Origin of the sequence: Wolbachia endosymbiont of Anopheles demeilloni (genome assembly GCF_018491735.2) — a bacterium.
Classification (GTDB): domain Bacteria; phylum Pseudomonadota; class Alphaproteobacteria; order Rickettsiales; family Anaplasmataceae; genus Wolbachia.
In genome coordinates this window covers 875,425-894,540 of record NZ_CP084694.1, presented here as the reverse complement: position 1 = coordinate 894,540, position 19,116 = coordinate 875,425, and the positions used below count along the sequence as shown (strand labels likewise).

The following is a 19,116-nucleotide window of genomic DNA, read 5'->3' as shown; positions in this document are numbered from 1 at the left end:
AGAAGATCAAAAAATATCCTTAGGTTATCCAAGAAGTCTATTGTTGGTAAAAATAAAAGGCTATTTGCCTTTTTATCTAGTTTATACAGGAGATCTATATTTATTGTTGAGTGTGATTTTAGGCATTTCTGCTAAAACGCAACTTTTAAATCGCCAAAATTTCTTCTTGCCTTTACTAATTCCGATTCTTGGAGTGCACACATAATCTGGTTTGAGGTGATATTCATAGAGACAAAATTCATGACTTATAGTAAGGTCTTGTTTATTATGTTCTTTTGTAATGTTTAATTTTTTGCACAGTATGCCTGGCCCGCCTAAATTTGCTTCAAGCGGTTCAGTGAGCTTTAATCCTCGTATTAACACTGCTGCTGGGAATCCTTCTGCTTCTGTTACAATATTTAGACAATAGTACATTCCATATATAAAATATACGTACGAAAACCCTGGCGTACCAAACATTACTGAGGTTCGATTAGTATAGCCTCTTGCTGCATGACAAGCTTGGTCATCCATTCCTATATACGCTTCAACTTCAGTTATTATTCCACTAAAATTAGAAAATTTCAGAATCTTCCCTAGCAGCTCCCCAGCTACGGTTAAAGTTGGCCGTTCATAGAAATTTCTTGGTAATATTATGTTATTCATCATAGAAGTACAAGTTACTTACATTTGTAAGCAAGTTATACTATTTTTGCTTTTTCTTATTTATTTAGTCAAGAGCATCTCTGAGAAGTAGAAGTTGGTGTTGTTGTCACATTTGTTACACCTGTTGAAGGCTGCTGTAAAACCTTGACTGATTCAGAGCTCTTTTGTTGCAATTGCGGTACTAACGCTTCATATAAAGATTTTGGCTCACGTCTCTTACCTATTTTGACTTCTTTATTTGCACGCAACTGCTCTGCAGTAACACCGTTGCCTTCAAGAAGAGTTACACCATTCTTACCATCAATGTTAACTTTAACTTTGCATTCTCTTCCATCAACATACCACTTTAAAGTCATTTCATATAACCCACTAATTATTTCATAAACTCTTTCCTCATTATCACTATCATTATTAATATAGCAAGATGCCCCCCTCTTTTTTTCTTGATTAGGATGACAAAATGTAATTGTTCTTACACCATACTCTTTACATATATTACCGCCTAGAAGTTTAGCTATATCTACTCCTTTTTTATTGGCATGTAGCACAACTCTCACGGTAGGATAAACAATATTCTCTTCCCTTTTGCCTTCTTTTATCATTATGGACCCTATAGTATGATTTTTCATACCTTCAGATATCTCTGCTTTAATTTGGTCAGCAATTTTACCTATGATCTCTTTGCCACGATAGTGAGATTCTCCTTTCTTCGGAGAAAAAGGCTCTTTGTTCGTAGTATTAGTGTCTGGATCATTCTGTAACTCAAAGAATTCATCCCATTCTTCATCACTGTCTAATTTGATATATCCACGCTTGTTCTTGCCTGATACTGCATTCTGAATACTAGACGATCCTTCTGTTACAGTTGTACCAGAGCTATTGCTTTTACCTTTTAGAAGAACAAGATGCTCTTCTGACCTTTCTTCCTTACTCAACTTTGAAGCTGCATCACCAAAAGAAGGTTTCTCTACTATATGCGTGTAAGAATTTTTAACTCTACTCTCATTATCAGGTACTGTAGTAGCCCACAAAAGCTTTTTAATATAATCTAACATATGCCATCTCTTACCATTAACTAAATATCAGTATGCAAACTTTGCTATAACTAATCAATAACTAAATTTACTCCAAATAAAATGAGCTGATAAAAAGGTATAAATTGAGATTAGGTAAAGCTTTTGGTATAATATCTAGTTAATTTTGAATAGGAAGGTGATCTCAGCTACAAAGACGTTTTTTATCTCATTTATTTTTGGGTTTATTCTCTTTCCCTATTTTATAAAACTTCTAAAGAAGATAAGTGAAGATGGACAACCAATCAGATCATATGGACCAGAAAGTCATTTAATAACAAAAAAGAATATACCACCTATGGGTGGAATAATAATACTAACTTCTGCTTTATTACCAATCCTGCTTTGGACTCAATTAACACCAGAAATTTCATTGCTGGTATTTATAACTCTATTTTTTGCTCTACTTGGATTTATTGATGACTATTTAAAATTGAAGACAAATCACCACCGAGGTTTAAGTGCAAAAACCAAAATACTTATTCAGTTTGTCGTTACTCTGGTCTGTATGTTTATACTTAAGCTACAATCTGCTGAAGGTTTTACAAAAATTTCTCTATTTAGAGAAGTAGCAATCGACCTTGGCTATCTATATCTTCCGTTTGCTGCATTTGTTATTGTTGGCTCTGCCAATGCTGTGAATCTCACAGATGGTTTGGATGGCCTTGCTGCAACTCAAGCCATTACTTCCTTTGCTTTTTTGGGACTAGTTGCATACATCACTCAGACAGGTGTAAACATTACTTTATTCTGCATTGCATTTATAGGAGCTATTTTAAGTTTCTTGTGGTTTAACACACATCCAGCAAAAATATTTATGGGTGATGTTGGAAGCCTATCAATTGGTGCAGCTTTAGGACTCACTAGTGTTCTAATTAAAAAAGAAATGCTTTTTGCCGTTATTGGAATAATCTTTGTAATAGAGACTTTATCTGTGATTATTCAGGTATCATATTTTAAATATACAAAATTTAGATATGGAGCAGGAAGAAGAATTTTCCTTATGACACCAATACATCATCACTTTGAAAATAAAGGGTGGTCAGAAAATACAATAGTTATAAAATTTTGGATAATTTCTATCGTTTGTTCGATTTTTGCTTTAACTTTCTTATTATAGGAACTATGAAATATCCAAATTTCACATTAGAAAATACATTATCAGGAATTATAGCAGGAGTAGATGAAGTTGGAAGAGGTCCACTTGCCGGTCCAGTGATATCTGCAGCTGTAATATTTACTGATAGAGATACGGTTATTGATGGAATAAACGACTCAAAAAAGCTAATCCCTAAGTGTAGGCAAGTTCTATACGAAAAAATAACGTCTGTTGCAAAATTTGGTATAGGAATGGCAAGTGTAGAGGAGATAGACTCATACAATATCTTGCAAGCAACAAAGCTTTCAATGAAACGTGCGCTGGTAAATTTAGATTTAGAACTAGATTATGTGTTAGTTGATGGTAACCAATCACTTGAAGTGAAATGGCAAACAAAGTCTATAGTGAATGGTGATAGTTTAAGTATATCAATTGCAGCCGCTTCAATCGTTGCAAAAGTTACAAGAGATCGACTTATGGAAGAATTGCATAATAAACATCCTCAATATAATTGGTATAAAAATAAAGGATATGGAACAAAAGAACACCTCAGCGCTATTGGCCTTCATGGAATTACGAAGCACCATAGAAAGAATTTTGCACCTATAAGAATAATATAGCCTTTAATCACTTACCTTTTTTGAAAGGTATGTTTTCATTAAACAGGCAGACTGTACTTGATCCGTTTCTTAAGGTAAATACCGAGCTTACTCTTTCAATTATCAGGTAGTCATCAACTGTACGAAAATTTATCAAGGACTCATATCCTGCAGAATCAACCATAAAAACTGCCGGGAAATCAGAGTTTATTTTATTAAATTGTAGATATGTAAATTTTCCGTCATCAAAAACCTTAATTGGTATTATTGATTGACTGCCTTTAACGTGCGAGATGGAATAGTTAAAATTCAAGCCTTTCTTTATAACCTCAATATCACTTATATCAGGGATAGTGGTATGACTAGCTTGCTCTAGAATATCACCATTACTCGTTGAATAAATTTCATCACTGTTGAACAGTGGATAAAGAAACCTTACTTCATATGCTAACCTTGGATCATCTAGCCCGTTTGCTTCTTCAGCATGAAACTCGAAATAATAAACTCTTTTATTGGTAATTATAGTTGCATTAGTATCGGCAATATCATCTATAGGCTTAATAAATAATCTATTACCTTGAGGAAGGAGTTGCCAACCGGTTGCATCACCCATTGAAAGACTCTCTATTACCTCCCCTGGCTCAAACAATATGCTGGATTGATAACCATAAAAGCCCGTGTACTTATGTATAGCCTGTGGATTATAATTCATTACCTTTATGTGATTATCACCAGCTATTGGTCTTGGTTCCTGTTTTGCAAGTGCATAACCACCACAAAAAAATAATAGTGCAACAAAGAGTACCCTAATCATAGTATCAAAATAAACTGATCTTTATTTTATCATTGATAGACATGTACTGCAACTATCAAGCTATCCCAGTAGTAAGCGACAGAAAATGCAAGCTTCATAATAATTCATTACTGCAGGAAAAAGCAGGAAAAAATTCTTTAAACATTATTTTCATATATGTTAAAATGAGTTGTGAGGTAAATTAGGGAGTGTTAAATAAACCATACGCGTCAAGTTAAGGAAAAGTGGTATAAGGAAGAAAGGAAACGAAAAAAAACTATTTTATATACTAAGTAATAAAGTTATTAATTTATAGATTCTTCTGAAAAAATTATCTTCTTCTAGATAAGAACTCCCTAAAAAAATAAATGTAACAAATAAAATACCCATCTCAAATGTTGCTATATTTCACGATATTTCCTTAACTTGACGCGTATGGTTTATTTAACACTTCTTGCAAATTAACTACAGATTTTATGTCTAAGAACCTGTACATGATCTCAAAAAAGGGATAGAATGAGAGGATAAAGTAGGATATGGGAAGTTTATATCCAAGTGATATAAGTCGAGGAAAGTTTGAGATTATTGTAGCAGATCTGAAGTCTTGCAGGAAGAGGACGCCAAAAAGATGGGTTGTTGAGAGATCTTCTTTTGCCTGGTTGCAAAAATGTAGGCGACTTTGGAAAAATTGCGAGCGGAAACTCAACACTAGCCTGCAAATGGTCGTTCTTGCTTTCGCTGCTTTGCTTCTGAAAAGATTGTGAATAGGTTCTGAGTTACTTCACAAAATTTTTCCTTTCCTTATCCAAGATTCAAATTTATAGTATCGATTCCTTTTTATGAAATATGAAGCCATCTCAAGTTATAGTTAAGCCTATATTCAGTGAATTACTTTCACAAGTGCAATTGATTTTAGTGTTATACTGTTCTAACAGTAAAGAAGTCATATAGATAATAATGTCTTTTGTATCCAAACGAATATCATTTTTTTTTGTTAATTTGCTCACTAATAATGTACTTATTGATTTATGTTCATTTACTACTTTTATAGTGAGTAGTGTTTTATCTTCTGTTTTAGTCAGTAAAATAGACACTAATTCAATTTGTGCCACTGCACTGATTATAGTTATCACCATATTGGAAATTATCTTATTTATTTTTTCAATTAAGTTTTCTGTAGGACATTCACTTACTCTCCACTGAAGCTTTACTTTTTTTTTAATAAGTAATTTTCTATATTGGATTTAGTCTTAACAAAGCTGCAATTATCTGATGAATGAGAATACGCTTGCTTCATAACTTTATATTTATATATTAAATCATCGGAGCTTTCTTTAAGCAATGACAATGCTTCGTTTTGCATATTAGGGTTGTTTTCTTCAAGCTCTTCCAATCCACCCACTATTCCTTGCATAGAACTAGCAAAATCATGAAGAATTCGTCCTGATAGGCATTCTGTTATTAACATTATGTTTTTATTCATTGGATAAAAGTATAAATGATTTAAGTTAATCCTATATTGGTAGCACGTAGTAGTCAATTTAAGAGAAAATTTCGTTGCGCTTTTTGTGTCAAAGCATTAATGTAGTATTAATAATTATAAGATTTATGAAGGCGTTATGAATACTTATACCGAATCTGGAATAGACCTTAAACTATATAATGAATTAATAAAAAAAGTTAAACCTATTATTGAAAAGACTAAAGGAGAAGAAGTAATTAGTGAAGTAGGATCATTTTCCGCATTGTTTGACTTTTCTTCGCTGAGTAAGAAATACGACCATCCAGTACTTGTTTCCTCAACTGATGGAGTGGGCACAAAACTATTAATAGCTCAAGAGGTGAATAAGCATGATACTATAGGTATAGACTTAGTTGCAATGTGTGTAAATGATTTACTTGCACAAGGAGCAACACCTTTATTTTTCCTTGATTACTTTGCAACAGGCGTTTTAAACAAAAACGTTTTATTGTCTGTAATCCAGGGCATTGCAGAAGGGTGCAAGGAATCTAAAATAGCATTAGTTGGTGGAGAAACTGCAGAAATGCCTGGAATGTATGGTAACAATCACTATGACCTTGTAGGGTTTGTGGTTGGTGTTGTTGATCGAAAGCAAATTCTTCCAAATTGTAGTATAATGAAAGCAGGTGACTGTGTAGTTGGTTTAGAATCAAATGGAATTCACTCAAATGGATTTTCTTTGGTGCGCCATATTTTTAAAAGCTTAGGTATAAATTATAATGATATATCTCCATGGAATAATAAATCTTGGGGTGAAATATTACTTAAGCCAACAAAGATATATGTTGATTCTTTGTTGCCTATTATGCCAAAAGTAAAAGGCATTGCGCATATAACAGGTGGCGGGTTAATAGACAATATTCCAAGAATTCTCTCAGGAAATTTATTTGTAGACATAAATATTAATTCTTGGAAATGGCCAGATATATTTTTATGGCTGAAAGAAGAAGGCAAAATAGAAAAGAGAGAAATATTAAAAACATTTAATTGCGGCATAGGTATAGTACTGATTGTAGATCCCGATAATATGAAGGATGTGGAAAGCCATTTCCAAAAGCGTGGAGAAAAAATTGAGATTATTGGAAAACTTGATGAGGCATGTCACCCTCCACTTGATAGAGTAGTATTTAGTTAGTCTAACTTTACTGACAGTCTTTTTGCAACTTCTGAGTATGCTTCCTTTAAGTTTCCTAGATTTAAACGGAAAACATCTTTGTCTAGCTTTTTATGAGTATTTTTATCCCATAGCCTACAATTATCAGGGCTGATTTCATCGGCTAAAATGATTTTAATGCTGTTATTTATCAATTTGCCAAATTCTAACTTGAGATCAGCTAAATATATATTTGCATTTGAAAATAGGTCGACTAAGATTTTGTTGATCTTTAAAGTTGTAGTTTTAACTTCTTCCATTTCTTTATTGGATAACCAACCAAAATATAGTATGTGATTTTCATTCACCATTGGGTCGGCTAGGTCATCATTTTTGTAAAAAAACTCGATTATAGGAGATGTAAGTGTCTCACCTTCTTTGATATTAAAACGTTTGCAAAAGCTGCCAGCTGCAATGTTTCTAACCACTATCTCAAGAGGTATTATCTTGAGTTTTTTGACTAGCTGTTCTCTTTCGTTTAGAGTGTTTATAAAGTGCGTGCTAATTCCTGCTTCTTCAAGCTTTTCCATGATAAAAGCACTAACATGATTATTAATTATTCCTTTGCCCTCAATAATTTCATATTTTTCCTTGTTGAACGCTGTAACATCATCTTTAAAGTACTGTATAACAGTTGATGAGTCTTCAGTTTCAATAATGACTTTGGCTTTACCTTCGTATATCGTTTTATTCAGTGACATATTTAATTTAACTATGTATCGTATCAATTTACTGTTCTTAGAGTATAGCCCCAAATAACTTAAAATAAACCTTAATGGCGTTTAATGTTACAATATTAACCATATTTCCAGAAATGTTCCCCGGATTTTTGAACTATTCTCTTGCTGGAAGAGCGTTGGAAAAAAAAATATGGAATCTTGAAATAGTCAATATTCGTTCTTTTGCTAAAGATAAACATTCAACTATAGATGATGTTCCATATGGAGGTGGAGCAGGGATGGTTATGCGCCCAGATGTGATTGGTAATGCAGTTGATAATGTGCTTTCTGCTCATAAAAATACTAGATTTATTTATATGACTCCATCTGGTACAAAATTTAATCAGAGCATTGCAAAGGAGCTAACAAAAATTCCTCATGTAACAATATTGTGTGGTCGATTTGAAGGTGTTGACCAAAGAGTAATTGATGTGTATACTCCTTATGAGTTAAGTATTGGAGATTATATACTTTCGGGAGGTGAGCCAGCTGCAATGGTGGTTCTTGATGCATGTATTAGGCTTCTTCCAGGTGTAGTAAATAATTTCGATAGCGTTGCTGAAGAAAGTTTTAGTTATAGTGGAGGTATGCTTGAATATCCTCAATATACTAGGCCTGAAAAGTGGAGTAGGTATAAAGTTCCTGAGGTTCTGTTGTCTGGCAATCACAGAAAAATAAGTGATTGGAGAAGGGAACAGTCATATGTTAGAACAAAGGAACGTCGACCTGAATTGTTGAATGGAGATGATAAATGACAAATTTGCTTGAAAAATTTAACGAACAACAAATACAAAGATTAGCCAAAGAGATGCCAGCTTTTTGTCCTGGCGATGATTTGAAGGTCACTTTTAAGGTAGTTGATAGTATGGGTGAGCGTATACAGATATTTGAGGGCGTATGTATATCAAAAAGAAATCGTGGACTACACTCTTCTTTTTCAGTTAGAAAGGTAAGTCATGGAGAAAGTATAGTATCACAATTTTTTGTTTACTCTCCTGCATTAATTTCAGTACAAGTGATGAGAAAAGGAAAGGTCCGTAGAGCAAAATTATATTATCTGTGCAAGCTATTTGGGAAAGCTGCAAGGATCAAAGAACGTACTACTTATGTTAAAAAAAAATCTAAGTAGATACAATAGGGAGTGATGTCAATTGTATCATCTCAAAACCCTCTCTTATTATCCCAATGTGTGACGCACAACTGTACTTTGCCTCCCGCTGTGGTGTCATCCCAATGTTTGACACTGGGATCCAAATTCTCCTTTTGGTTTGTGCTTTCATGGAAAATATAAAAATTATTTGCAGGCAAAGCCTGCTAGATCTAAGTGTCAATCACTGGAAAAAGGGGAAAGTTTTTTCAAATCCTCATATAAAGAAAAGTAAATGAGTATAAAGAAAAAATTCCTTAAATTACTTCAGTCAAGGCGCGTACATGCTCGTGTAAAAAGAAAAAATAAAAAGAACAACATTTTATGCTTTTGCTCTTTTGCAGCACTGATTATCTCAATTGGATGTCCTATATGTATATTACTAAGTATATTAGTTAACTCTTATAGTGCTTTAACAGTAACGAAAATTTTATTGCCAGTTGAAATAAGTGCTGATCTTATTTTAACTAATAATCATGGTGATTTACGATATAAGTCCATTAGCCTACTCAATAACTCTTTACATAAAGTGTTTGAAGGAATTGACTTTAAAGACAGTGACGAAATTCTAAGTCGTAACTCTTACAAGGAGCTAGAGAGGTTTTTTCTTAAGAGAGTAAAAAATAGTGGTGAATATGAGATTTGGTTTACCGCATCGAGTGTGATCAATTCACTATATAAAAATAAATGTTTGAACGATTATTATGCTAAATTACTTGATTGGGTGAAAGAGAAGGGAAGAGTAAGAAAATTTTTTAATAAGTCTCTTTTTCTTAAGTCTGATTCTCGTGAGCCTGAGAATGCAGGGATTTTAGGGGCATTTATCGGTTCATTAATGACAATTATAGTATGCTTAGCGTTGGCATTGCCAATAGGAATTATGTCAGGTATCTGTCTTTATGAATTTATACCTAGAAATAGGCTAATAACCAGTATTGTAGAAATTAGCATGAATAACCTTGCTGCAGTGCCTTCGATAATATTTGGTGTGGTAGGACTGACTCTCTACTTGGGCATATTTGGTTTACCCCGTTCTTCACCGCTTGTTGGCGGGATGACTCTTTCATTTATGATGCTGCCTAATATTATTATTGCAACAAAAAATGCCTTTACAAACGTTCCTATTGCAATAAAAGATGCAGCGTTTGCGCTAGGTGCACCTCACATCAAGGTGATATTGGATCACTCTTTACCGATTGCGTTGCCACGGATAATACATGGTGCAGTGCTTGCAATTGCAAGGATTTTAGGCGAATCTTCCCCTTTACTTATGATAGGCATGGTAGCATTTATTGCTGATACACCTACATCCTTCTTCGATCCGGCAACTGCTTTACCTGTACAAATATACATATGGTCAAGTAGTCCTGAAATTGCATTTATTGAGCTTGCTGCCATTGCAATCATAGCTTTATTGTTAATGCTATTTGCTTTGAATTTAATAGCAAATTTTGTAAAAAGAAAGTTCGAGTTTTTTGATTCATGAAAATTACAATCCTATCTGGTTATGGCTTAAATTGCGAAAAAGAAACTGCATTTGCATTTATGGAATGCAGCAGAAAGCTTGGTATTAATAATATTGAAGTAAAAATCGTTCACATTAATGATATTATAGATAATCCAAGTGAACTGAAATTAAGCAATATACTTGCAATTCCAGGAGGTTTTTCCTATGGTGATGATACTGGTGCTGGTAATGCATTTGCTTTGCGTATAAAAAACAATTTGTTAGACAAATTTCAAAATTTCTTATCTCAGGATAAGCTTATTATAGGGATATGTAATGGTTGCCAGATATTAGTAAAATTAGTTCCAGAATTCTCTAATCTAGCTTTAACCTCTAATGATATAGGTAATTACCAATGTCGTTGGATTAGAGTGAGAGTTAATCCGCAGAGTAGTTCTGTTTGGCTACGGGGCCTGAGTGAGCTATATCTTCCTGTTGCTCATGGAGAAGGTAGGTTTTTTATGGATCAAGATATTTTAAATCAATTGATTGAAAATAATTCCGTTGCACTGCGTTACGTTGATGAAAATGGTGACTATGCAAATTTACAATTTCCTTATAATCCAAACGGATCTATATACGACCTGGCAGCTTTGTCAGACAAAAGTGGTAGAGTTTTAGCTTTAATGCCTCACCCAGAGAGAGGAATATTTTTTACTCAGCAGGACAACTGGCCTCTTGAAAAAGAAAAATGTAAACGTTCAGGAGTGGCTATGCCAAAATATGGTGATGGAATGCTCATATTTGAGAATGCACTAAAATATTTTGCGTAAGTATTACAATACGTTACATATAACAAGTTTTTAAGCCATAAAAAGTTACTTGATCAGGTCCTGTTATGACAATAAATCCTTATCTTTGATCTGCAGAGTAGCTTTCTCTAACGTTAGGGATATAATTGTTCCACTTTCCAATTGCTTTTCTCAACAAGAGTATATCTAAATCTAGTGTGTCTCCTATATTCACCTTCTTGCCAAAATTCAATTACCTTTGGGATTACGCAAAATCCCACCCAAAAGTCAGGACGAGAAACTTGTGTATTGTGAAATTCTTTCTCTTTCAATTCTATAGCCTGCTCAAAATCTTGCCAATTTTTCAGAACTCTTGATTGTTTTGAGCACCACGCGCTAATTTGACTATCACGTACTCGAGAAGAGAAATATTCGTCAGCCTTTTTGCCGCTTAGAAGCCTAACTTCTCCTTCAATTCGTACTTGTCTAGAAAATTCTGTCCAATGAAATACGAGTGCAGCTTTGGGGTTCTCAGTCAATTCTTTTCCTTTTCTACTGTTTACGTTAGTAAAGAACAAAAAACCTTCTTTACTATATTCCTTTAGTAATATCACTCTTGCAGATGGAATGCAGTCTTTGCTACACGTTGCTAGCGTCATTGCAGTTGACTCTTTACACGGAAAATTAAGTACTTCTTGATACCACTTTGAGAACAAATCAAAAGGATCTTTTTCAGGTAAGAGTGTCATATGCAAAAATAAAATTTAATTCTGACATGCATTGCAAAAATAAGTGCTACGACCATTTTGTCGTATAAGTGTTATGATACTGTTGCAGATTCTGCAAGGTTTTTGCACTTTACCATATACGTAAAAGTTATTTTGAAAGTATCCAGCAGATCCAGATGGTTGTGCATAATCTTTCAGTGTTGAACCACCAGCAGCAATTGCATCACTCAGAGTATTTTTTATTTCGATAACAAGTTTTTCGCACTCTATATATGTTAAATCTTGTGCTAGCCTAAGTGGTGATATGCGAGCTCTAAATAAGCTCTCAGAAGCATATATGTTACCTACGCCAACTATTAGCTTATTATTCATTAATACTGATTTGATATTTGCTTTTCTGTTCTTTAGCAACTTCTGTAAATAATGTCCGTCAAATTCATCTGTTAGGGGTTCTATTCCTAGGTTATTAAAAAAATTTAGTTCTTGCTCTCTGTTTAAAACAATCACTAATCCAAACCTTCTTGGGTCATTAAAGATTAGTGAAGTATTGTCAGAAAATAAGAATATCACATGATCATGTTTGTTCTGTGCTTGATTGTCTTCAGCATATATAAGCTTTCCGCTCATGCCAAGGTGTATGATTACAGCCATACTAAAATCTATATTCGAGATTATATATTTACCTCTACGCTTGATATCATTTATAACTTTGCCCTTTAGCAAATCATCAATATTCTTCGTTATTGGTATACGCAAATTACAATTATTGACTGTCACATTGCTTATTTTCTTATTTTTGATTTTATCAAATAAGAAGTTAGAGATTACTTCCACTTCTGGGAGTTCTGGCATCTTGTCTACTCTGTTGCTGTTTTTTTCTTTTTAGAATATTTTGCTTTAAAGCTTTTGCCAATCTTTTTCTCTCTTCTTCTTTTTCCTTATTTTTTTTCATGTTATTCATTATCATAATACGTGAACTTGCCGTTGTAGCTCAGGTGGTAGAGTACGTCATTGGTAATGACGAGGTCCCAAGTTCGAATCTTGGTAACGGCAGTTTAGAGGACGATATTCATAAAGTCAACCCTCTAGATTCTAATTAGATTATAGAAAAACGTCTAGTAAATACCTTTTATACATTACCACTAAGCTGCTTTTTCAGTATTACTATTCAATAATACCTGTCGTAATTTTTCTTTAGAAAATCCATACATTAAAAGAAATTGTATAATCCTTTGCCAAAAGATCTTCAATCCCTCACAATATACTGAAGGATTATTAAAATTTACGTTGGCAGGGTTAAACCTGTTACCATAACTTCCCCCACCACAAATATTTTCATAACAACACTGCTTACAATCGTCAGGCCTGTTTTCCATATCACTCAAAAAGTTATTAAAAAATTTATCTGATAAGAACTTAGCCCAACTAGTATTGCTTATGTTATATTCAACAAACTTATGAGGGACACATGTTCTCAAATCATCTAGTGGACCGAGATCACCATTATTGGAAACACATATTAACGGTAATACAAAAGGACTTCTTTTGCCAAATCCTTCAACTCTTGAATAATTACCATAAAATAGCTCTAATGCATTAATTCAATATCGAATGAACACCTTTGGACTATCTGAATTTTCTTTTATCCACTCATCAAACACCTTAATCATAAATTTACCATATTTTTCAGGTGGATAAGTGGGAAGAGAGCCATAGTTAGCATCTGGTAACAAAAAATCAAAATGTCTCAAATTTAGTTCTTTAGCAAAATGATTATAAACATCAGCGCCATTTGCCTCAGGATTAACAACAGATAATAACCCAAATTTATACTCACTTTCTTGACACAGCCTGATTTTACTAACTACCTTCTCATAAGTACTATTTCCTTTTTTGTCTAATCTATAAATATCATTCAGATTCTTTGTGCCATCTAAACTAATACCTATTCCAACATCATATTCTTTAAAAATTTTTATCCACTCAGTATAAATTAACATTCCATTTGTTTGTAGAGCAAATTTAATACTATTTAAATTTGACCGTTGTGCTGTGGTTTGAATTTTTTGACACATTTGAACAAAATAACGTTTCTTCTGGAGCAGTGGCTCTCCTCCATGAAACTCAACAAGCAAATCTGTAATACTCAGATCTTTTATTCCTTAAGAAATAAGATCATTGAACTTATCAATCATTTCCATCGATATATGAGGCTTTCGATTGCGCCACGATTGGTCAGCTTTATTAAAGTAATAACAGTAGGTGCAATTAATATTACACCTTTCTATAGTTTTAAGTATAATACCAGCTTTTTTTGGTTTCATAATTACCTCTAATCAAGCTCTTTTTATCGCAGCAACTTAACATATATTGGACGCTCACTTTATACCTATCAAATTGACAATATGTTCAAAGTAGTTATTTTTATCGTAAAAGTTATATAGAAATTTCTTTATCCTTTTCGTGATAATTGTCAGTCAGGTTTTCTGTAATCTTATCTGCCCAGCATATATTACCATGCCCTCCACCATCTCTATCAAACTGACAATGGCTGTCATGAGCACTGTGATTATTTCTACCATAAAAATTACCTGAAAGTTTCTCTATTCTTTTAAGTATAATACTACTACTAACTTGACCAATATTAACGCTAAGACGCTCTAATAATAAATCCACTTGTTTTTCTTTATTGTTTACCATAATTATTTTGCTTTAAAATAGCAAAGTCTAGGTTTACTATAGCTTTTGTCAAGCATTTATTTGAGCTATTTATATATTGGAGTGCTACTCGTTATTTTGTTGGCTTTCAAATATATAACTTTCGGTATCTTGTTTTCAAGGACTTTTAACTTAATATTACCACTATTAAAGTCAATACTATAACACTTTAGTTCTTGACCATTCTTGAGTCCCATATTATGGCAATCACTACCTAATTTAACCCCACGTATTTTTTGTAGCTCTAGACTTTTGGTTAAGTTAAAGCATATATCACTATACTTATCAGTATCTTGGAAAGTTAAATTTTTATTGAGTAATCTACTAGGTAATAAACTGAGAAGTATGCTAGAATCTCTTATAGAGGCTATGATGTCTTTTATAAAAGACTCTGGTAAGTAATATTTTAAATGATTTGCAAATAAGTCAACATTAAAATTAACTTGCTTTGAAGTTATTTCACTTATTATACTATTTACAATAGTTAATAAGTTATACCTTCCATTACTAACCTCATTTAATTTCTCATCAATTATCATTGCAAGAATAAAACCTCTGTTATAGCTCAACATGCTTATGTTTTGATCAAGTAAATGCTTTTGATTTATTTTTTCGAAATCAATATTAGGTATTAAAGAATTAAAATACTCTTTTAAAGTAATATTAATTATTTTTAAGTACTCATCTTTATCAATAAGTTTCGTGTCAAGTAAGGTTTTCAATCCATAAAATTCCGTAAATCCTTCAAAAAACCACTTATATTTTATTTCATTTTTCTTATCGTTGTCTTGTTCTATTATATGTCCTATATATCTGTGAATTAATTCATGTGATATCACTCTAGTATAATCTTTGATATTTTTTTTAGCTTCCCTCAATAATTACATAGTCCTTTCCTGCATCAACTGTAGTTCTACTAAGATTGGGATTATCAACAAGTACTATATTATACGGCTTACTTTCTAGTATGAATAAGTTATCTTGAGCTAAGATAATTTTATTAATAATATTTACAAGACTGATACTATTATCAGCATTGGTATAAAGCTTATTTCTTTTATCAAGATCAAAACTTCTAAAATTGTCAGTTCTAATAATTTTTTCTATATTATCAAAAGGTTTTCTAAAAGGTAAAAAATCAGGTAAGTTTTTTAAATGTGATGAAGAGTTATCTAAAGCAATAGCAGAATGCATATACTGAATGTATATAAGGAAAAAACAAATAATATAATTTAATAGACTGTGTACATTTTAAAGCTTAATGTTTGCCATAAATAAAACAGGACATTGAAGAATGTGTAAGTAATTACGATTAAGCAAATATAATTTATTGCTAAGTAGGTGATAAGGATAATTTTAATTATCTCTTTAAAACTTTACTCTTCCCATATTATTGAACACCTTATAATAAAGACTGAGAAGAAAGTTACAAAGGATTGTATATTCTTATCATCATAGCGCTGTTACTAAAGTAATAACACTAAGAATAACTATAAGTTTCTTTGAATGATAGTTGAATTTTGATTGAAGTTTTGAGGCTATAAAAACCGCAGGTACCAGTTGGTTTTTATTAGCTAAAGTAAAGGTCAAGTATTAGAATACTGAACATAAAATCCCCCTATGAAAAAAAGATTAGAAAAAAATGCAGTGCACATACGACAAAAATTAAGTATGTGTGTGTACACTGAAGAAGATACGCTACATTTTTGTATGAGTTTAATAAAAAAAGTCTGCAGACAAAGATAAATTTTTGAGCTCTAAAAGTATCTCTAATTGTAGTTATAATCAGATTTAAAATATGTGGAAGTAATTTTTAGCTAAAGTAAGAATACATTGTAGAAAAAAGAACCCAAAAGTTAGCGTTATTGGTAATCCAAGCGCTAGTCTTGGTGTAACGGCACTGTAGACCTTACAATAAAGACTGAGAGGAAAGTTACAAAGGAAGATTATCATGCTTCTTCCATATTCTTTCTACTTTCTTGTTTTTAAGTAGCTCTAATGCTTTGTGAAAGTGATGCCTTGTTTTACTTGGCACTATAATGTCATCAATGTATCCATGTGATGCAGCAAAAAATGGATTAGCAAATTTCTCTTTATATTCTTTGATTAACGTTTGCTGGTCTTTTTCATGCCTAAATATAATTTCAACTGCACTTTCAGGGCCCATTACAGCTATCTCAGCGGTTGGCCAAGCGTAATTTATATCACCTTTTAAATGCTTTGAGTTCATAACAATATATGCACCACCATACGCTTTTCTAGTGATAAGGCTAATTTTCGGCACGGTCGCTTCAGCGTAAGCGTAAAGCAGTTTCGCTCCGTGTTGTATTATATTATTGTATTCTTGATTCGTGCCAGGTAAAAACCCTGGAATATCAATAAGTGTGATGATGGGAATGTTAAATGCGTCACAAAATCTTACAAACCTCGCAGCTTTTCTTGAAGAGTCAATATCCAAGCATCCTGCAAGGTGCATAGGTTGATTTGCAACAACACCAATAGTATTTCCTCCAATTCTGCCAAAGCCAATTATGATGTTACGAGCAAAATCGGGTTTTAGTTCAAAAAATTTCCTTTCATCACACACCTTTTCAATGAGTTCATACATATCATAAGGAGTATTAGGATTACTAGGAACTAGAGTGTTCAAAGATTCATCAACATCATCAATTAAGTCGCAGATTGGTACAATTTTTGGCAACTCTTGATTATTTGCTGGCAAAAAGGTGAAGAATTTTCGCATTTCTAGTAGCATTTCAACTTCATTATTGAATGCAAAATCTGCTACTCCTGTTTTGCTCGTATGAATTTTTGCTCCACCGAGATCTTCGTGGCTTACGTTTTCGTATGTAACCTTTTTTACTACATCTGGTCCGGTTATAAACATGTATGAGCTATTTTTTACCATGAAAATAAAATCGGTTAGCGCTGGAGAGTAAACTGCACCGCCAGCACATGGGCCCATGATTAGAGAGATTTGTGGTATAATGCCTGATGCATTTACATTCCTTTGAAAAATTTCTCCGTAACCAGCAAGGGAATTTACTCCTTCTTGGATTCTGGCTCCACCAGAATCGTTTAGTCCGATAATTGGAATCCTGGCATTAATTGCCATATCCATAATTTTGCATATTTTTTTTGCATGTGATGCACCAAGTGATCCACCAAAGACAGTGAAATCCTGAGAATAAACAAAAACTTTTCTGCCATAAATAGTACCATGGCCAATTACAACTCCATCACCTAAAAAATCAGCATTTTGCATGCCAAAATCAGTTGCGTGATGCTTCACAAACTTATCATACTCTTGAAATGAATTTTCATCGAGCAATATACTCAGCCTTTCTCTAGCGGTTAGCTTTCCTTTTTCATGTTGCTTGTTAACTCTATCAGGACCTCCTCCTTTTTCGGCTTCTAATGTTTTAGTTTCTAGTATTTTAAAATCCTGCATATCAAATTTTTCAATAAGTTAAGTATACATTACTTTTTTGAAGTGTCTATTTTTGACATAAACACCTTCTTGAGGTCTAACGAAATTGATGAAACTGCACGCATTCACTTCAACTGTCACAAACAGATTTATAGTCTAGAATTTGAACATTTTTAACACTAAGCATGTACACTGTTTAACAGTGTACATGCTTTATCTATCAGCTTACTGTTAGAACTTCCTTAGAACGTTGAGATAGATTAGTATTGTCTAGAGTAGAAGAAGGCGTATTGCTTTTTGTTTGCACAAAGCTTTTGGCAGCTTCAACAATCTCATTTATACGAGGTTTTTCTTCTAGCTCTTTAAGATACTTTGAGAAGATTTCACAATTTTTGTCGCTCATATATACCATCATCTTACCAAATCTTGAAGCATCTTTTGAGGATAAAACCATTTCAACTGTTTCATCGTAAAAGGTAAAGGTCATTATTACGCTGCCTTTTATATCATGATATTTTCCATCTTTTATTCGAATTATACCATCTCCGATTTTTAGCGCTCCGTCTAAATCTTGAAGTTCTGGATGGTTCAGCAACTTTGTAGGAATGACAGTACACCCTGCTGGATACTTTACAAAATAGCATTGATTGTCTCTTTTTACTGCAACTTTGTTTATTTCACCATTATCAATACTTTCACTTGCAATTTTCTCTAGGTTTGATAAGTAATCTTCACATCTTTCAATTACATCTTCTGGCAATAATTCTAACACTCTCTCACTTACATAATTACCTTTTGAAACGAGATCACACACTTCTTCCCAAATAGGCTTTAATTTATCTTTGTCATTCCCCTTAATATTGTCATCCTTGTGTATGAGATGGTTAAGTCTACATATCAAGCTATCTAGTATTGCTGATCCTCTTTGGGGATCAAATGGAACACTCAGTATAACCTTTTTCTTTTTTGCATCTCTTATAGATTCTAGAAATCTATTTGCAATCCCTGTCACAGCCTGATCAATAGGCAAGTCTTCTGCATCATTATATATGTTATGAGCATTATGAAACTTTCGCGATATATCTAAAATATTTTTTCGCTCATGTTCGTCAATAAAAGCACTTATTTCTTCTGGATAACCTATCTCTTCCAAAGACCCTTTATTTGTACTTGATATTTTTTCTGGTATTAGCATAACTACCTCCTATGTAAATTTAGTATAAAACATACTGACTTTAGGATAAGTATATAA

At 32.9% G+C, this 19,116-nt stretch carries 23 protein-coding genes, 1 tRNA gene and 1 pseudogene; 9 read left to right on the top strand and 16 right to left on the bottom strand.

What is annotated here, in order from left to right:
- Positions 1 to 81: 81 nt before the first annotated feature.
- Together JSQ73_RS04720 and JSQ73_RS04715 are read right to left on the bottom strand one after the other, a co-directional pair.
- Entirely contained in the window at positions 82 to 645 is a 564-nt protein-coding gene (locus JSQ73_RS04720) for a DNA-3-methyladenine glycosylase (protein ID WP_214249938.1), read from the bottom strand.
- Between the two features lie 68 nt (positions 646 to 713).
- Complete coding sequence (locus JSQ73_RS04715; RefSeq protein WP_214249937.1) at positions 714 to 1,700, bottom strand: hypothetical protein; 987 nt, start codon at positions 1,698 to 1,700, stop codon at positions 714 to 716.
- Between the two features lie 157 nt (positions 1,701 to 1,857).
- Here JSQ73_RS04715 and mraY point away from each other — a divergent pair, with 157 nt between their 5' ends.
- Both mraY and JSQ73_RS04705 read left to right on the top strand, forming a co-directional pair.
- Positions 1,858 to 2,838, top strand: a complete 981-nt coding sequence (mraY, locus tag JSQ73_RS04710; RefSeq protein WP_214249936.1) for a phospho-N-acetylmuramoyl-pentapeptide-transferase — start codon at positions 1,858 to 1,860, stop codon at positions 2,836 to 2,838.
- 5 nt (positions 2,839 to 2,843) lie between these two features.
- Positions 2,844 to 3,437, top strand: a complete 594-nt coding sequence (locus JSQ73_RS04705) for a ribonuclease HII (protein WP_214249935.1) — start codon at positions 2,844 to 2,846, stop codon at positions 3,435 to 3,437.
- Positions 3,438 to 3,444: 7 nt separating this feature from the next.
- Here JSQ73_RS04705 and virB9 read toward each other — a convergent pair whose 3' ends face one another.
- Positions 3,445 to 4,230: a P-type conjugative transfer protein VirB9 gene (gene virB9 / locus JSQ73_RS04700; protein WP_007302273.1), complete on the bottom strand. Its 786-nt coding sequence runs from the start codon at positions 4,228 to 4,230 to the stop codon at positions 3,445 to 3,447.
- Positions 4,231 to 4,820: 590 nt separating this feature from the next.
- Here virB9 and JSQ73_RS04695 point away from each other — a divergent pair.
- Positions 4,821 to 4,973: pseudogene (locus JSQ73_RS04695) on the top strand (IS5/IS1182 family transposase); the annotation flags it as partial.
- 93 nt (positions 4,974 to 5,066) lie between these two features.
- Here the strand turns inward: JSQ73_RS04695 and JSQ73_RS04690 are convergent.
- Together JSQ73_RS04690 and JSQ73_RS04685 are read right to left on the bottom strand one after the other, a co-directional pair.
- A complete protein-coding gene (locus JSQ73_RS04690; protein WP_125855783.1) occupies positions 5,067 to 5,432 on the bottom strand; it encodes a histidine phosphotransferase family protein in 366 nt (121 codons plus the stop codon).
- Positions 5,417 to 5,692: a hypothetical protein gene (locus JSQ73_RS04685; RefSeq protein WP_012481935.1), complete on the bottom strand. Its 276-nt coding sequence runs from the start codon at positions 5,690 to 5,692 to the stop codon at positions 5,417 to 5,419. The genes JSQ73_RS04690 and JSQ73_RS04685 overlap by 16 nt, the downstream gene beginning before the upstream one ends.
- Before the next feature lie 136 nt (positions 5,693 to 5,828).
- Between JSQ73_RS04685 and purM the strand changes: the two genes are divergently transcribed.
- On the top strand, positions 5,829 to 6,866 hold the full coding sequence (gene purM, locus JSQ73_RS04680) for a phosphoribosylformylglycinamidine cyclo-ligase (RefSeq protein ID WP_214249841.1): 1,038 nt from the start codon (positions 5,829 to 5,831) through the stop codon (positions 6,864 to 6,866).
- On the opposite strand, the gene purC is transcribed toward purM, so the two are convergent.
- On the bottom strand, positions 6,863 to 7,585 hold the full coding sequence (gene purC, locus JSQ73_RS04675; protein ID WP_214249840.1) for a phosphoribosylaminoimidazolesuccinocarboxamide synthase: 723 nt from the start codon (positions 7,583 to 7,585) through the stop codon (positions 6,863 to 6,865). The two genes, purM and purC, sit on opposite strands and share 4 nt — an antisense overlap.
- 74 nt (positions 7,586 to 7,659) lie before the next feature.
- Between purC and trmD the strand changes: the two genes are divergently transcribed.
- The 4 genes from trmD to JSQ73_RS04655 all read left to right on the top strand — a co-directional run bounded on the left by trmD (position 7,660) and on the right by JSQ73_RS04655 (position 11,030).
- Positions 7,660 to 8,358: a tRNA (guanosine(37)-N1)-methyltransferase TrmD gene (gene trmD, locus JSQ73_RS04670; protein WP_214249839.1), complete on the top strand. Its 699-nt coding sequence runs from the start codon at positions 7,660 to 7,662 to the stop codon at positions 8,356 to 8,358.
- The gene (gene rplS, locus JSQ73_RS04665) at positions 8,355 to 8,732 is read left to right on the top strand and encodes a 50S ribosomal protein L19 (protein WP_214249838.1); all 378 of its coding nucleotides are present in this window, start codon (positions 8,355 to 8,357) and stop codon (positions 8,730 to 8,732) included. The genes trmD and rplS overlap by 4 nt, the downstream gene beginning before the upstream one ends.
- Positions 8,733 to 8,985: 253 nt before the next feature.
- A complete protein-coding gene (gene pstA / locus JSQ73_RS04660) occupies positions 8,986 to 10,236 on the top strand; it encodes a phosphate ABC transporter permease PstA (protein ID WP_214249837.1) in 1,251 nt (416 codons plus the stop codon).
- Positions 10,233 to 11,030: a phosphoribosylformylglycinamidine synthase subunit PurQ gene (locus JSQ73_RS04655; RefSeq protein WP_214249836.1), complete on the top strand. Its 798-nt coding sequence runs from the start codon at positions 10,233 to 10,235 to the stop codon at positions 11,028 to 11,030. Before pstA ends, JSQ73_RS04655 begins: the two co-directional genes overlap by 4 nt.
- A 113-nt stretch (positions 11,031 to 11,143) precedes the next feature.
- Here the strand turns inward: JSQ73_RS04655 and pdxH are convergent, their stop codons facing one another.
- Positions 11,144 to 11,737 carry a pyridoxamine 5'-phosphate oxidase gene (gene pdxH / locus JSQ73_RS04650; RefSeq protein ID WP_214249835.1) on the bottom strand — a complete coding sequence of 198 codons (594 nt, stop codon included), beginning with the start codon at positions 11,735 to 11,737 and terminating at the stop codon, positions 11,144 to 11,146.
- A gap of 15 nt (positions 11,738 to 11,752) precedes the next feature.
- Positions 11,753 to 12,568, bottom strand: coding sequence for a bifunctional DNA-formamidopyrimidine glycosylase/DNA-(apurinic or apyrimidinic site) lyase (mutM, locus tag JSQ73_RS04645; protein ID WP_214249834.1), 816 nt, complete (start codon positions 12,566 to 12,568; stop codon positions 11,753 to 11,755).
- A 128-nt stretch (positions 12,569 to 12,696) separates the two neighbouring features.
- Here mutM and JSQ73_RS04640 point away from each other — a divergent pair.
- Positions 12,697 to 12,769, top strand: a tRNA-Thr gene (locus JSQ73_RS04640).
- 89 nt (positions 12,770 to 12,858) lie between these two features.
- On the opposite strand, the gene JSQ73_RS04635 is transcribed toward JSQ73_RS04640, so the two are convergent.
- The 8 genes from JSQ73_RS04635 to JSQ73_RS04600 all read right to left on the bottom strand — a co-directional run bounded on the left by JSQ73_RS04635 (position 12,859) and on the right by JSQ73_RS04600 (position 19,059).
- Entirely contained in the window at positions 12,859 to 13,194 is a 336-nt protein-coding gene (locus JSQ73_RS04635; RefSeq protein ID WP_234301676.1) for a hypothetical protein, read from the bottom strand.
- Between the two features lie 123 nt (positions 13,195 to 13,317).
- On the bottom strand, positions 13,318 to 13,851 hold the full coding sequence (locus JSQ73_RS04630) for a radical SAM protein (RefSeq protein WP_214249833.1): 534 nt from the start codon (positions 13,849 to 13,851) through the stop codon (positions 13,318 to 13,320).
- Positions 13,852 to 13,878: 27 nt separating this feature from the next.
- Positions 13,879 to 14,040, bottom strand: a complete 162-nt coding sequence (locus tag JSQ73_RS04625; protein WP_214249832.1) for a hypothetical protein — start codon at positions 14,038 to 14,040, stop codon at positions 13,879 to 13,881.
- Positions 14,041 to 14,152: 112 nt separating this feature from the next.
- On the bottom strand, positions 14,153 to 14,416 hold the full coding sequence (locus tag JSQ73_RS04620) for a hypothetical protein (protein WP_214249831.1): 264 nt from the start codon (positions 14,414 to 14,416) through the stop codon (positions 14,153 to 14,155).
- A gap of 65 nt (positions 14,417 to 14,481) precedes the next feature.
- Entirely contained in the window at positions 14,482 to 15,312 is an 831-nt protein-coding gene (locus JSQ73_RS04615; protein ID WP_234301674.1) for a M61 family metallopeptidase, read from the bottom strand.
- Positions 15,299 to 15,628, bottom strand: coding sequence for a hypothetical protein (locus JSQ73_RS04610; RefSeq protein ID WP_214249830.1), 330 nt, complete (start codon positions 15,626 to 15,628; stop codon positions 15,299 to 15,301). The genes JSQ73_RS04615 and JSQ73_RS04610 overlap by 14 nt, the downstream gene beginning before the upstream one ends.
- 739 nt (positions 15,629 to 16,367) lie before the next feature.
- Positions 16,368 to 17,885 carry an acyl-CoA carboxylase subunit beta gene (locus JSQ73_RS04605; RefSeq protein ID WP_214249829.1) on the bottom strand — a complete coding sequence of 506 codons (1,518 nt, stop codon included), beginning with the start codon at positions 17,883 to 17,885 and terminating at the stop codon, positions 16,368 to 16,370.
- 199 nt (positions 17,886 to 18,084) lie between these two features.
- Positions 18,085 to 19,059 (bottom strand): hypothetical protein, encoded by a 975-nt coding sequence (locus JSQ73_RS04600; protein ID WP_234301673.1) that lies wholly within the window; start codon positions 19,057 to 19,059, stop codon positions 18,085 to 18,087.
- Between the last annotated feature and the right edge of the window lie 57 nt (positions 19,060 to 19,116).

Bases quoted from the DNA above. Each gene is read 5' to 3' on its own strand.
- JSQ73_RS04720 (WP_214249938.1), bottom strand. From the start codon at position 645: ATGAATAACATAATATTACCAAGAAATTTCTATGAACGGCCAACTTTA.
- JSQ73_RS04715 (WP_214249937.1), bottom strand. From the start codon at position 1,700: ATGTTAGATTATATTAAAAAGCTTTTGTGGGCTACTACAGTACCTGAT.
- JSQ73_RS04705 (WP_214249935.1), top strand. From the start codon at position 2,844: ATGAAATATCCAAATTTCACATTAGAAAATACATTATCAGGAATTATA.
- virB9 (WP_007302273.1), bottom strand. From the start codon at position 4,230: ATGATTAGGGTACTCTTTGTTGCACTATTATTTTTTTGTGGTGGTTAT.
- JSQ73_RS04685 (WP_012481935.1), bottom strand. From the start codon at position 5,692: ATGAATAAAAACATAATGTTAATAACAGAATGCCTATCAGGACGAATT.
- purM (WP_214249841.1), top strand. From the start codon at position 5,829: ATGAATACTTATACCGAATCTGGAATAGACCTTAAACTATATAATGAA.
- purC (WP_214249840.1), bottom strand. From the start codon at position 7,585: ATGTCACTGAATAAAACGATATACGAAGGTAAAGCCAAAGTCATTATT.
- trmD (WP_214249839.1), top strand. From the start codon at position 7,660: ATGGCGTTTAATGTTACAATATTAACCATATTTCCAGAAATGTTCCCC.
- rplS (WP_214249838.1), top strand. From the start codon at position 8,355: ATGACAAATTTGCTTGAAAAATTTAACGAACAACAAATACAAAGATTA.
- pstA (WP_214249837.1), top strand. From the start codon at position 8,986: ATGAGTATAAAGAAAAAATTCCTTAAATTACTTCAGTCAAGGCGCGTA.
- JSQ73_RS04655 (WP_214249836.1), top strand. From the start codon at position 10,233: ATGAAAATTACAATCCTATCTGGTTATGGCTTAAATTGCGAAAAAGAA.
- pdxH (WP_214249835.1), bottom strand. From the start codon at position 11,737: ATGACACTCTTACCTGAAAAAGATCCTTTTGATTTGTTCTCAAAGTGG.
- mutM (WP_214249834.1), bottom strand. From the start codon at position 12,568: ATGCCAGAACTCCCAGAAGTGGAAGTAATCTCTAACTTCTTATTTGAT.
- JSQ73_RS04625 (WP_214249832.1), bottom strand. From the start codon at position 14,040: ATGAAACCAAAAAAAGCTGGTATTATACTTAAAACTATAGAAAGGTGT.
- JSQ73_RS04620 (WP_214249831.1), bottom strand. From the start codon at position 14,416: ATGGTAAACAATAAAGAAAAACAAGTGGATTTATTATTAGAGCGTCTT.
- JSQ73_RS04610 (WP_214249830.1), bottom strand. From the start codon at position 15,628: ATGCATTCTGCTATTGCTTTAGATAACTCTTCATCACATTTAAAAAAC.
- JSQ73_RS04605 (WP_214249829.1), bottom strand. From the start codon at position 17,885: ATGCAGGATTTTAAAATACTAGAAACTAAAACATTAGAAGCCGAAAAA.
- JSQ73_RS04600 (WP_234301673.1), bottom strand. From the start codon at position 19,059: ATGCTAATACCAGAAAAAATATCAAGTACAAATAAAGGGTCTTTGGAA.